The organism is Verrucomicrobium spinosum DSM 4136 = JCM 18804, from assembly GCF_000172155.1.
Classification (GTDB): Bacteria; Verrucomicrobiota; Verrucomicrobiia; order Verrucomicrobiales; family Verrucomicrobiaceae; genus Verrucomicrobium; species Verrucomicrobium spinosum.
The window spans coordinates 1,903,290-1,915,725 of record NZ_ABIZ01000001.1 but is presented as its reverse complement, the minus strand read 5'-3'; the positions used below and the strand labels follow the sequence as shown (position 1 = coordinate 1,915,725).

12 protein-coding genes are annotated in these 12,436 nt (G+C 60.3%); all 12 read left to right on the top strand.

From position 1 onward, the window contains the following. Positions 1 to 2: 2 nt before the first annotated feature. The 12 genes from VSP_RS07470 to VSP_RS07415 all read left to right on the top strand — a co-directional run bounded on the left by VSP_RS07470 (position 3) and on the right by VSP_RS07415 (position 12,413). A complete protein-coding gene (locus tag VSP_RS07470; RefSeq protein ID WP_009959763.1) occupies positions 3 to 914 on the top strand; it encodes an ABC transporter permease in 912 nt (303 codons plus the stop codon). 14 nt (positions 915 to 928) lie between these two features. After that, the gene (locus tag VSP_RS07465) at positions 929 to 2,209 is read left to right on the top strand and encodes an ABC transporter ATP-binding protein (protein ID WP_009959762.1); all 1,281 of its coding nucleotides are present in this window, start codon (positions 929 to 931) and stop codon (positions 2,207 to 2,209) included. A gap of 39 nt (positions 2,210 to 2,248) precedes the next feature. Further along, a complete protein-coding gene (locus tag VSP_RS07460) occupies positions 2,249 to 3,064 on the top strand; it encodes an FkbM family methyltransferase (protein WP_009959760.1) in 816 nt (271 codons plus the stop codon). 59 nt (positions 3,065 to 3,123) lie between these two features. Continuing rightward, positions 3,124 to 4,203, top strand: coding sequence for a glycosyltransferase family 2 protein (locus VSP_RS39040; RefSeq protein WP_157210783.1), 1,080 nt, complete (start codon positions 3,124 to 3,126; stop codon positions 4,201 to 4,203). A gap of 44 nt (positions 4,204 to 4,247) precedes the next feature. Beyond that, positions 4,248 to 5,282: a glycosyltransferase family 2 protein gene (locus tag VSP_RS07450; protein ID WP_009959758.1), complete on the top strand. Its 1,035-nt coding sequence runs from the start codon at positions 4,248 to 4,250 to the stop codon at positions 5,280 to 5,282. A 43-nt stretch (positions 5,283 to 5,325) separates the two neighbouring features. Continuing rightward, entirely contained in the window at positions 5,326 to 6,243 is a 918-nt protein-coding gene (locus tag VSP_RS07445; protein ID WP_009959756.1) for an ADP-heptose--LPS heptosyltransferase, read from the top strand. 59 nt (positions 6,244 to 6,302) lie between these two features. Continuing rightward, positions 6,303 to 7,454 carry a glycosyltransferase gene (locus VSP_RS39035; protein ID WP_157210782.1) on the top strand — a complete coding sequence of 384 codons (1,152 nt, stop codon included), beginning with the start codon at positions 6,303 to 6,305 and terminating at the stop codon, positions 7,452 to 7,454. Further along, positions 7,448 to 8,536 (top strand): FkbM family methyltransferase, encoded by a 1,089-nt coding sequence (locus VSP_RS07435; protein ID WP_198141341.1) that lies wholly within the window; start codon positions 7,448 to 7,450, stop codon positions 8,534 to 8,536. The genes VSP_RS39035 and VSP_RS07435 overlap by 7 nt, the downstream gene beginning before the upstream one ends. 119 nt (positions 8,537 to 8,655) lie before the next feature. Further along, on the top strand, positions 8,656 to 9,546 hold the full coding sequence (locus tag VSP_RS07430; RefSeq protein WP_009959753.1) for an ADP-heptose--LPS heptosyltransferase: 891 nt from the start codon (positions 8,656 to 8,658) through the stop codon (positions 9,544 to 9,546). 81 nt (positions 9,547 to 9,627) lie between these two features. Further along, positions 9,628 to 10,410, top strand: coding sequence for an FkbM family methyltransferase (locus VSP_RS07425; protein WP_009959752.1), 783 nt, complete (start codon positions 9,628 to 9,630; stop codon positions 10,408 to 10,410). 117 nt (positions 10,411 to 10,527) lie between these two features. Further along, positions 10,528 to 11,382 (top strand): glycosyltransferase family protein, encoded by an 855-nt coding sequence (locus VSP_RS07420; RefSeq protein WP_157210780.1) that lies wholly within the window; start codon positions 10,528 to 10,530, stop codon positions 11,380 to 11,382. Positions 11,383 to 11,630: 248 nt separating this feature from the next. Beyond that, positions 11,631 to 12,413, top strand: coding sequence for a hypothetical protein (locus VSP_RS07415; protein WP_157210779.1), 783 nt, complete (start codon positions 11,631 to 11,633; stop codon positions 12,411 to 12,413). Positions 12,414 to 12,436: the final 23 nt, after the last annotated feature.

Sequence of the window (12,436 nt, the reverse complement as noted above, 5' to 3'; positions counted from 1 at the left end):
TCATGGAACATTCGCCCTCTCCAACCCGAGCCCCTGTGGCTGACATCGCCCCGCTGGAAACCGGCGACGACGATGCATGGGATCTCATCATCCGGCCCAAGTCCGGCTGGCTGGAACTGCACCTGGAAGATCTCTGGCGTTATCGCGACCTGCTCTGGATGTTCGTCCGGCGCGACTTCGTGGCGCAATACAAACAGACCATTCTAGGCCCCCTCTGGTTTCTGATCCAGCCGTTGCTCACCACGCTGACGTTCACCATCATCTTCAGCGGTGTGGCGAAGCTCTCCACAGACGGCCTGCCACCCCTGCTCTTCTACCTTGCCGGGACGGCTCCGTGGAACTACTTCGCCACCTGCGTGACCAAGACCTCCACCACCTTCGTGACCAACGCGAACCTGTTCGGAAAGGTGTACTTCCCCCGGCTGGTCACGCCCATCTCCATTGTCATCTCCACCCTCATTCAGTTTGCCATCCAGTTCGCACTCCTGCTGGGCACGTTGATCTGGTATCTGGCGAAAGGCACCCCCATCACCCCACACTGGACTGGCATCGCTCTGATGAGCCCGCTGCTCATTGCCATGATGGCTGCCCTGGGCCTCGGCGTGGGCATCATTGTCTCCGCCCTCACCACCAAGTATCGCGACCTCTCCTTCCTCGTGACCTTCGGCGTCCAGCTCGCCATGTATGCGACGCCGGTGGTGTACCCCCTGTCCTCCGTGCCAGAGCGCTACCGCACCTGGATGGAACTCAATCCCATGACCCCGGTCATTGAGGCCTATCGTGCGGTTTATCTGGGCGTGGGGGCCTTTGACTGGGGATCCCTCACCTACAGTGCCGGGTTCACCCTTGCCACCCTCCTGGTAGGCATCATCATCTTCAACCGGGTGGAAAAGACCTTCGTGGACACCGTTTGAGAAGCCTTCTACCCATGCCGAGCGACACCGTCATCTCCGTCCGCAATCTCTCCAAACTCTACCGGCTGGGAGAGGTCAGCACCGGCGTGCTGGCCCACGATCTGAACCGCTGGTGGCACCGGTTCCGGGGCAAGGAGGACCCCTACACCCGGCTGGGTGCCGTCAACGACCGCACCTCCAAGGCCGACAGCGACTACGTGTGGGCTCTTCGCGACACGAGCTTCGACGTGCGACGCGGTGAGGTGCTCGGAGTGATCGGAAAGAACGGTGCCGGGAAGAGCACCCTGCTGAAGCTGCTCTCCCGGGTCACCAGCCCCACCGGCGGAGAAATCAAAGTCCGCGGCCGGATCGCGGCTCTGCTTGAGGTTGGCACGGGCTTCCATCCGGAGCTCACCGGCAGGGAGAACATCTTCCTGAACGGTGCCATCCTGGGCATGCGCAAGCCGGAGATCGTGCGCCGGCTCGATGAAATCGTCGAGTTCAGCGGGTGTGAGCGCTACGTGGACACACCGGTGAAACGCTACAGCTCCGGCATGTATGTGCGGCTTGCCTTTGCCGTCGCGGCCCACCTCGATCCCGACATCCTGATTGTGGACGAGGTGCTCGCCGTGGGTGATGCAGAGTTCCAGCAGCGCTGCATTGGCAAGATGAAGGATGTGGCCGCCACCAGCGGGCGAACGGTCATCTTTGTAAGCCACAACCTCAGCGCCGTGCAGTCTCTCTGCAATTCGGTGATCCGCATGCAGGAAGGCACCCTGGTCTCCGCCACGCGTGACCCGCAGACGGAAATCAATCTGTACCTGAGCAACGCTCAACGGGGCAACAGCCACTTTCCCAAACGTCTTTCCGCAGAGATCACCCTGAACACGATGCGGGTTTCACCAGGTCAGGTGGCCAGCCGGTCCCGCGCAGAGATTACCGTGAGCCTGGAGGCCTCCGTCGCCACCCGCATGACAGATGCGTGCATCCTCATCTATGACGCCAAGGGCACGCGAGTCTCCATTTTAGATGGACGGGAAACAGGTCTTGCCCCCATGAGGCTGGCAGCCGGCCGCACCGACCTGGTGTTTGACATTGCCACCGCCAATCTGGTGCCCGGCACTTACAACCTGGGCCTGTACTTTCACTCCGGCCTGACCAACGTCAATCTTACAGACCTCATGGAGATGACTGTCCTGGAGACTTCCGCCCCGGGCGTGCCCACGTACCCGGCCGAACACCGTGGCTTTGCCCTGCTCGACTTTAAAACCCGCTGGCAGACGCCCGACTCTGCCCCTTCGCCCGCCTCCGCATAAACTCCACCTCGTCCCGTCACCATCTCCTGAGACTCCGTCATGCTGTCCTATATCTCCAAAAACATCAACGACCGAATTGGCCACCTCCGGTTCAACTCCCGCGGCTACTTTCCCTACTTTGGCACCCAGGTGTACGCCCCCAAGGGATGTGTCCTCTACACCCGACTGCGCCATGAGGGTGTGTTCGAGAGGGAGACCTGCCACTATCTGGTAAAGGCCGCCCGGGAGGGCACCTGGTTTCTGGATGTAGGAGCCAACTTGGGGCTGATGTCGGCCCCGGTCCTGGCCCAAAAGCCCGGCGTGAAGGTTCTTTCCATCGAACCGTCTCCCAACTCCCACCCCTATCTCAAGCAAACACGGGACCATTCACCCTATGCCGACCGGTGGCAGACTCTGAGCAAGGCCGTGAGCCGCACCACGGGCACCGTGGACTTCGTTCTGGCCGATGAATCACACGCCGCCTTCGAAGGGATGCGCGACACAGGACGGGTCTCCATGAAGCGCAAGGTGCAGGTGGAAACCGCCCCGCTCGATGCCATCTGGGAATCCGTCGGCTCCCCGCCGGTTTCTCTGATCAAGATCGATGTGGAGGGCGCGGAGACAGAGGTGCTTGAAGGAGCCAGGAAATTGCTCACCACCTGCCGTCCCACCGTAGTGCTGGAATGGAACCCCCTCAATCTCCAGGCCTACGGCACCCCGCTGCGCTGGATCCTCGATTTTGCCCGGACCACCGGCTATTTCCTCTGTGACATGACCACCATGGCCGCCATTGAACACCCGGAGCATCTGGAACACCTTTCCTCTCAGGGTCGGGAGAACTTCGTGCTATACCCAAAAAACACGCAGGCGTCCTGAGCCGCGCTGAGTGCGCCGGTTCAAACCTGCCTACCCCCTTTCCTGCTCATCCCTTGTTCGTGGCATCCTGCCCCCCCCAGCTATCAACGCCCAAGTTTTCCATCTGCCTCCCCACGCTGAATGCCCGCGCATTCCTGGAGGAGCGGCTGGAGACCATCCTCTCCCAAACCCTGACGGACTGGGAACTGATCGTCTGCGACAGCCACTCCACGGACGGGACCTGGGAATACCTCTCCCAGTGGGCTCACGACCCCCGCGTGCACCTGCATCAGGTGCCCAAAGAGGGGCTCTACGCCGGCTGGAACGAGTGCCTAAAGCGGGCCACCGGGAAGTATGTGTACATCGCCACGGCAGACGACACTTGTGCCCCTGAACTGCTGGAACGGCTGGCCGAACCCATGGATGGGAACGAGAATATCGCCGTGGCCTACTGTGGGTATCGGGAGATCGATGGCCGGGGGCAGGAACTGACCGTGCGCCGCTCCACCTTCCAGAAGTTCATCGAACCGTGGATGAGTGCACGCCATGATGTGGATGGACGGGCCCTGTTCCTCATCACCTGCGCATTCGATCACAATTGGGGGAGCGTGACGGGGTTTGCCTTCCAACGCGCCCTCCTGGACAAGACTGGCCTCTTTCGCACGGACATGGGGATGAATGCCGATTGTGAGTGGGCTCTCCGAACCTTGCTGGTCAGCCCGCTGGTCGCATTCATTCCAGGACGCCTGGCCACCTGGCGACTCCATGAGGCCCAGGCCAGCCGGAATTGGGGCATGGATGATGCCCGCCTCTGCCGGGACAGCATGAGGGATCTGCTGAACGATCCCCGGGCCGGGCTCCCAGAAGCATGGAAGACAGTCCCCGCGTGGAGCGAGCAGTTGATGCTCAAGCGCGAGTGGAGCTACGAGGAGCTCTCTGAACTCTTCCGGTTTGTGGCCCGCGCGAACCCCCGGAAGTTTCTCACCCAGTGTCTTAGAGTCGGAAAGCAGGATCCCGGGATGTTTTTTCGCCAGCTTTTCCGGCTGTTTGCCTTCCCACCCATGCCGACCTCTTCATGGGAAGAGCATGCCAATCATTTGCTGGCCACGTTCCCTTGTGACTGGCCCCCCGTCCCGATCTCCTCCGAGCGCCCTTCCTGACTGCGACACCTCCCTGATTGATCTTTGTTTCATCCTGCCCTCCGATGTCCCCTAGCGCCAGCCCCCTCGTCGAAGTCCGCGTCATCACCTACAAGCGCCCGGAACTCCTGGTCAGGGCGCTGCGCTGCCTGCTCACCCAGACCTACACCCACTGGAAGGCAGCCGTGTTCGACGACTCCGCTGGCCAGGAGGGCCGCCAGGTGGTGGAGTCCATGGCAGATCCGCGCATCGAATACCGCCCGAACCCGCAGAACCTGGGCATGGTGGGCAACTTGAGCAAGGCCTTTGCTCCCGTGAAGTATTTCCCGGAATCCCGCTATGCCTGCGTCCTGGAGGATGACAACTTGTTTGGACCGGAGCTGATTGAGCGCAATGTCGCCAGCATGCAGCAGGCCACCAGCCTGCCAGTGCTGGTGAGAAACTACGGCGTGGTGGACATCCACGAAGATGGCACCATCACGGAAACCGACCGTCAGCCCATGCGCGAGATCTGGGGCGATTCCCCCCGCGAGATCACCTTTGATGACCGGGTGATCGAGGCTTTCTTCAGCTACACACTGGGGACCATGAGTTATTTCTGGGACCTGAACAGCAAAGTGGACCTGTCCATCAAGTACGAGCTGCACAACGGTGCCATCGCCGAGGGCTGCCGGGCCATCAGTTTCCGCGAATCCTGCTGGTATGAGCCGGATCCGCACTCCGTGTTCAGCCGCTTCATCTGCAAAAATCAGACGCCCCGCAAGGAGCGCAATGATGGTTTGAAAGGAAACCGCCTGGCCCGCCTGAGCCGGCTGCGCCTCACCCGCATGCTGCATCGACATGTGCGGCGGGAGATGAAACTGCCCTTTACCCAGCTGCTCAAGAAAACCCGCTCTGAGGCCGAGGCCAGGTGGCTCACGCTCCTGCTTGCGGAAATAGGCCACCTCCCCGCCCTGATGCGCCTGCGGGGTGGCAAGGCCTGGTCAGAAGCGCTCAAAGCCATCCCGCTCCGCCTCTTGTATGAGCGGGAACATGTGCGACTCTCCGCCGCTGCGGAAAAGGCCAGCCCCCCCGGCACCACGGTGAACGCCGTGGCCTGATCCGGCAGCCGATCATGACCGATATGCCACAAGCCAGCCCTCCATGCTGAAGTATCTGGCCAGTCCCGGGTGGAAACGCCGGGCAACCATGCTGCAGCTCGCATTTCAGCGAACCTGGCGGACGAACGTCAGCGCCCCCTGGAAGAGGCGCAAGCTGGAGGTGTACGCCATCCCCAGTGGCCTGGGCGATGAGGTGATGGCAGCAGGCGTGGCCCAGGCAGCGTCCCGGGCGAACCCCGGGCTGCGGCTGATTTTTCACACCCGGCATCCAGAACTGTTTCAAGGCATGGCGGGCTTCTCCGACGTGCAAAGGATGGTGCCGGGGACCACGCCGAAAAGCGCCCTGGGCCTGACCTACGCAGCCAGGCAGGATGCCCCTGTGATGGCCCAGATGGCACAGTACCTGGGAATGCCGCTCCCAGACTTCCGCATCGACCTGCCTCGGCGCCCCGCATCCGAAGTGCCCGCCGAATGCCACCACCCCGGCCCCCTCATCACCATCCAGACCACGGCCAGCAACTGGACGCCGAACAAACAGTGGCCGGAGGCCCACTGGAGGACTCTGCTGGAGGGCCTGCCCGCCTCCTGCACCATTCTGGAACTGGGAGCCCGCAGCATCTTCACCACCCCGCCCGCCCATCCCGGCTACCGGGAGTTGTTGGGGCGAACCTCTCTCGCACAGTACGCCGCCGCCATTCAGGCCAGCCACGTGTTCATCGGCCCTGTCTCGGCGGGAATGCACCTCGCCCACGGCTACGGGGTGCCGTCATCCATCGTCATCGGCGGATACGAGTTGCCTCACCCCTACCCTCTTTCGAAGCAGTTCTACCGGGCGGAGCCCTGCGCCCCGTGCTGGCTGCGGGATGCGTGCAGCTACGGCAGAAAATGTCTTCAGGAAATACATCCTCGTGACGTTCTGGCGGCCACCCTCCAGCATCTGGAGCAGCCACCGCAGGCATAGTCTCGAACCCGGCTCGTTCCTTGCTTCCTTTCTCAGCCGCCACGGTGTCTTGTTCCACTTTGACACGCCCCATCCACCAGCCAAATCAAGCATTGAACACCTCAGAGCGTCCCCTTGTATCCATCTGCCTGCCCACGCTGAACGCCATTGAGTTCCTGCGACAGCGGACAGATTCCATCCTTTCCCAGACGCTGAGCGACTGGGAATTGATCGTTTGTGACAGCTACTCGGACGATGGCACCTGGGAACACCTCTCTGAACTGGCAACGGATGCGAGAGTGCGTCTCTACCGGGTCCCCAAGGAGGGCCTCTACGCCGGCTGGAACGAGTGCCTGCGGCGGGTTCGAGGAGAATTTGTCTATGTGGCGACGGCGGACGATACAATGTACCCACGCTGCCTGGAGATTCTGGCCGCGCCTCTGCTGGCCAACCCAGACGTGGACATGGTCGTGACGGAGGTCGATGAAATTGACGTCCATGACCAGATCCTGCCCCGTCCGCAACCCCGCATCTGGAAGTACCTGGGCGCGGTCCTGCAAGGTCGCCCGGGCAGAATCTCCCGCGAAACCTTCGCCCTGCTCCTGGCAGGCTTTCCGTTGGGAATCGGCAGCATCACAGGCGTGCTCATCCGCCGCCGACTGCTGGAAAAGACTGGCCTCTACCCCACAGATCTCTCCTATCTGGGTGATGCAGAGTGGGCCCTGAGGGCCGCGCTCGCCTCAGATATCATCGCCCTTCCAGACCGGGTCGCCACCTGGCGCATCCGGCCTGGCCAGGCATCGAGGAAATTCGATCTGGGGCAGTCTCTCATTTTTCGCAGGGCCCTGGAGAGAGTGCTGGATGATCCCCAGAGTGGCGTGCCCGACCACTGGAAGCAGGTGCCTGACTGGCGCAAGCGCGTGCTCGGCCCCAGGTCATGGGCTGCCGTGGAGTACTCCGGCCTCCTGCGCATGAACCTGCGCAGAAACGCCCACCTCTTTCCACGCCGGCTGATGAACACCTGGCAGCAGGACCGCGCCCTGTTCTGGGAAAGGGTGTCCTCCTTGTTCGCCTTCCCAGCAGGTCTGCGGAGGGACTATGAAACAATTGTGTCAGAACTTCTGAAAGATTTTCATGCAGAATGGCCGCCGCGTATCGTAGAAGTGCATGCGGGCCACGATGTCCCGTTGGGGCAGGCACCCCCATCAGTCAGCCGTCCAACATTGTGTTAGTCTCCGTAAAATCATTTTTGAGCGATCAGCAGGAATATCCCAGCCGCCAGGTCGTGCCCAGGAATCCCTTCAAGATCGCATCTTTGCCCTGGCAGGCGCGGCTCTACGCTTTTGCCTACCATGGGGGACGTCGCACCCGCAGCGGAAATCTGGCCGCGGCGCTGGCCCGCAGGGCCTACCGGTTCTCGCGACGGCTCCGGCTCCCGTCCACAGGCCGCTTTGAGCTGGCTTTGCCCAAGGGGGGCAAATCCATCGCCTTTGACGCTCACAACACCCAGTTTCACGCGATCTACCTGCCCAAGTACCGGTCTGGCTATGAGGTGGAGACCGGCATGCTCATTGACACCTTTGCCTCCGAGACCTCCCACTTCTGGGATATTGGAGCCAACTGGGGCTACTTCAGCCTTCATCTCGCGGCCCATCCGGAATTTTCAGGTGCGATTCACGCCTTTGAACCCTTTCCGCGGTCGCACCGGGATCTCGCCCGTGCCGTGGAACAAGCAGGGCTCCAGAAGGTGGTCACCTGTCATGAAATTGCCCTGTCTGACAAGTCTGGACAGGTGGGGATGAAACTCGCCGACAACCTCCACAGCGGACTGGGCATGGTGGATGAATCCAGCGGCGGTGCCCGGATGGCCTGCGCCACTGCCGACAGCCTTCCTCTTCCCCCTCCTTCATTGATCAAGATGGACGTGGAAGGCCACGAACTCTCTGTCCTGAAAGGGGCAGCTGCCACCATTGCGGCAGCCAAACCCTGGATCATCCTTGAGAACTGGCGGGAGAAGCCGACCAACACCCTTTCCCCCCTCCATTGGCTGGAAGACGCTGGGTACCAGCTTTACATCCCCGCATGGATTGACTCCAGTGAACCGGGGATGACCCACCTCACGCAGGAGTTCCATGCACCAGGCAGACAAGGCGTCGAAAAAACGAAACGCCTGGCTCTGGTACAGATCCGCACCGTCCAGCGCTACCTGTTCAGTGAACATGTGAACCTCTTCGCCGCCCACAAGGACAAGGCGGAGACTTTGAAGTTGAAGTTCCCGGCCAACCGGCTGTCGAACATCCTCATGGATCCCTAGCAGGCGGGTGCCCAACCCGCCAGATCAGAAATGCCCTCTCCGGATCAGTGGCCGGCAAATTATCAACATTAGCGCCTCGAGTCGTTGCGAAGCTGCAACGGCATCTCTTCGTGCGGTGCATGCGGACGATACCTCGCACCGTCCTGGCCTGCATGCGATTGCGAGCCCGCTTCCTGCCTCGCAACCTGAGCACGTACTCCGTGGCAGGTGGATTGGGGGACGAGCTCATGATCTGGGGGGTGCTGCAGAGCTTCGCCGCCCAAAGGCCTTCTGCCAGAGTCACCTTCCACAGTCGGTTCGCGGAAGTGCTCAAGCAGGTCCCCAGCACCATTCACGTTATTCCCTACGACTCAGGAAGCCTCCCCAAGGATTCCAAGGGGCTTGGCTACGTTGGCAAGACCCAGTTGTCCATCAACGAACAGATGGCCTCGCGACTGGGGCTGGTTCCCGACGAGTACCCCATCCCCCTGCCCAGCTTCCCACGTGACGCTCCCGGAGGCAAGTACCCAAGTACTGGCAGGATCATCGTCATCCAACCAGTGGCGAGCGCCTGGACACCTAATAAACAGTGGCCCCTGGCGTATTGGACAACGCTGGTGGAATCCCTCCCTCCAGATGCCACCGTGGTGGAACTCGGGCAGAGCTCCTTCTTCCCCGCTCCACCCCGGCATCCGCGCTTTGTTTCCATCGCGGGCTCAACGTCCGTGCCCGCCTACCTCGCAGCCATATCCCATGCCACGGTCTTCTTGGGCCCTCCTTCAAGCGGCATGCATGTTGCCCATGCCTATGGGGTTCCGTCTGTTATCATCGTCGGCGGATACGAAGCGCCTGTGTACCCTTACCCACGGGCCATCCAGTTGCACACAGACATCTCCTGTTCACCCTGCTGGCTGTGCTCCGCCTGCCCTTACGACCGGGCATGCCTTCGCAATATCACCCCTGAGGTGGTGCTGAAGGCAGTGCTTGCTCAACTGGAAACTGTCGGTAGCAAGGGCTCGTCTCATGCGTAATGCTCGGGGACATGTTGGCAGCAACCTCTGCCCCGTTGTCCAGATCCCGCCCTCTTACTTTCGCGGAGTCACCACACACTGATGCCCCTTCCCTTCCACAGGCAGCTTGCGAATCTCAGGAGCTATCTTGCTGCCTACGGCGGACCTTACGGCTTTTGGGCCTATTTCAGACTACGCCTAGGACAGAAAGGCCGGCTCGTGAGCGTGAAGCCCCCTGGGGGACGGTACCCAGCAACCGTCCGCAGAGGAACCGTGGACGTGGGAGTGTGGGATGAAGTGTTCATTTCCAGAGAGTATGCGGCTCCCACCGCCGCCGCCCCAGAGTACATCATCGATGCAGGAGCCAACATCGGCCTCACCGCCATCTTCTACGCCATCACCTTTCCCGAGGCCACCATCATCGCCATCGAGCCAGCAGACGAGAACTGGGACCTGCTCCAGCGCAACGCCAGCGCCTATCCCAAGATCAAACCTGCGCTCGCGGCCCTCTGGCCCACCAAGACGAGGGTCAACATCGCGAACCCGTCCGATGCCAGCGTCTCCTTCTTCTGCAGTGAAACCACCGGTGCAGGCACCGTCCAGACGGTGACCGTACCGGAGTTGATGGAACAACATGAGATGCCACACATCGACATCCTGAAAGTGGACGTGGAAGGAGCCGAGAAAGCCATCTTCTCAGCTGCGGCACCGTGGATCAGAAAGGTGCGCCAGTTCGCCATCGAGTTTCACGATCGCAAGGTCCCAGGATGCCGCGCCAGTTTTGAGGCCGTCGTGTCTGCTGCGGAAAGCGAGTGCTTCAGGAAGGGTCAAACCGATCATATCAAGATGAAGATCGAGGCGACTCGTCTCAATTCTGACAATTGACATTGCGACAACAAACCAAGAACATTCTCGCTTTGCACTTGTTTTAGCTGTAGCATTGCTATTCTTTCAAAGCGCTCCTTTGTTGCGCTTTTCTTCATGCTCGCCCCCTCCGCCTCCATGCCACACCGTTCACTGCACCGGGGTATCATCTATGTGGCTACAGGTGAGAAGCACCTTCAAGAAGCGCTCATCTCGGCACGACAAGCGGCGAAGTTGATGCCTGGCCTTTCGCTCTCGATCTTCACCGACCAGAGCGTTCCCGCAGGATTGTTTGATCACGTCTTTCCCGCTGCGACGGGAGAGATGGGGCGGCGGGCAAAGATCCGGGCCATGATGGAGAGCCCCTACGAGCAGACCCTCTATCTGGACACCGACACCTACATCTGCCAGCCCTGTGAGGATATCTTCTGGGTGCTGGACCGGTTCGATCTGGCAGTGGCCCATGAGGTGTATCGGAACGAGTACAAGTTCGAAGAATTTCCGGGCACTTTCCCCTCCTTCAACACCGGTGTCGTGGTCTTCAACAAGAGTCCTTTGGCGTCTAAGTTCCTCGCGGACTGGGAGGAAAGCTACGAAAAGGTGTTCTCAAAGAAGCGCAAGGCGGATCAACCTGCGTTCCGCCACACCTTGTTTCACTCCAAGGTAAACTTCTACGTCCTCCCCAACGAGTACAATTTCCGGACCAATTATCCGGTCGTACTCGGAGGTTTTGCCTCGGTCAAAATTCTGCATGACCGGAGCCCCTGCCTCGAAGAGCTGGCTCAACTGCTAGGTCACGACACGAGCCACCCTCCCCTCTACTATGGCCCGGTGCACCTGAGGTTTTTCCTCACTTGGTGCCGTATTCGCCTCAAGACCTTGGCAATGCGGGCCCTGAGCCTGGGACTGGCCGGCACCATCAAGCGTGTCTTCGGCCGGAAGCCCCCTGGATGGAATACCAGCAGCACGGAAACAAGCACGGCCCGGCAATAGTCCGGCAGTGAACTGGAGCTGAAGACGGGAGCTACGTACACCCATAGGGGTATATCACTGTAGCTTTTCGACTTTTGCCGTCTCCATTAAAATTCATACTTGCATTTCAATCATGATAGAGTTCTTATGCTCTAAAGTATCGCCCTATATCCCCCTCGGACTGGAGCTTGATTGCCTATCATTCCCGGTCTCGGGAGATTTCCCCACTCCTATTGAATGCAAAACGCTATCGCTGGCCCCTTTGAAATATGAGCGAGGTAGGTTTGCACTACGTCGCGACCGGCTTGCGACACCTACAGGAAGCTGTGGCCTCCAGGAGAAGTGCCAAGCTACAGATGCCTTCACTGCTGGCGGCCGTTTTCACTGATCTGGTGGATCACCCCCTGACCAAGGAGTTTGATTTTGTGTTTCCGGTGGTAAAAGCAGAACACTCCTTCCACGATGTGGTGGAACCACTGCTGCGCAGCCCCTTTGAGAAGACGCTGCACCTGGACACAGACACCTATGTCTGCGACGAGTGCTTTGAGGTTTTTGAGGCACTCGACCACTTCGAGATTGCTGTGGTTCACGACCCCTGGCGCAGTGATCTCGCCATCGAGACCCTCCCGCAAAGTCTGCCGACCATCAATGGGGGCGTGATTGCTTACCGGATCACTCCTTCCGTACGGGCTCTCCTGGAAAGCTGGCCCCGTATCCACAAAGACAAGTTTGCCTCCGGCACACGCCAGAATCAGCCTTCCCTGAGAGAAGCTGTGTACCTGAGCAGCGCCCGGGTGCTCATTCTCCCGCCGGAGTACAACCTGCGCGTCTGGCATCCCGTCGCGATCGGTGGCTTCTCCAAAGTGAAGATCATCCACGACCGGCGCAATGATCTGCCCAGACTGGCGCGAGAGCTCAACCAGGGCAACCGGCCCAGAGTGTTTGGTCGCATTGACTGGAGACTTTATTTTTACTATCTGCGGTCTCGAATCGCCAAGGTCATGAGCCGCATGCTTGGCAGGGCCGGCCTGAAGACCAAGTACACGTACTAAACCCCCCGCGTCAAAAAAGCACC

Bases quoted from the DNA above. Each gene is read 5' to 3' on its own strand.
- VSP_RS07470 (WP_009959763.1), top strand. From the start codon at position 3: ATGGAACATTCGCCCTCTCCAACCCGAGCCCCTGTGGCTGACATCGCC.
- VSP_RS07465 (WP_009959762.1), top strand. From the start codon at position 929: ATGCCGAGCGACACCGTCATCTCCGTCCGCAATCTCTCCAAACTCTAC.
- VSP_RS07460 (WP_009959760.1), top strand. From the start codon at position 2,249: ATGCTGTCCTATATCTCCAAAAACATCAACGACCGAATTGGCCACCTC.
- VSP_RS07450 (WP_009959758.1), top strand. From the start codon at position 4,248: ATGTCCCCTAGCGCCAGCCCCCTCGTCGAAGTCCGCGTCATCACCTAC.
- VSP_RS07445 (WP_009959756.1), top strand. From the start codon at position 5,326: ATGCTGAAGTATCTGGCCAGTCCCGGGTGGAAACGCCGGGCAACCATG.
- VSP_RS07430 (WP_009959753.1), top strand. From the start codon at position 8,656: ATGCGGACGATACCTCGCACCGTCCTGGCCTGCATGCGATTGCGAGCC.
- VSP_RS07425 (WP_009959752.1), top strand. From the start codon at position 9,628: ATGCCCCTTCCCTTCCACAGGCAGCTTGCGAATCTCAGGAGCTATCTT.
- VSP_RS07420 (WP_157210780.1), top strand. From the start codon at position 10,528: ATGCCACACCGTTCACTGCACCGGGGTATCATCTATGTGGCTACAGGT.
- VSP_RS07415 (WP_157210779.1), top strand. From the start codon at position 11,631: ATGAGCGAGGTAGGTTTGCACTACGTCGCGACCGGCTTGCGACACCTA.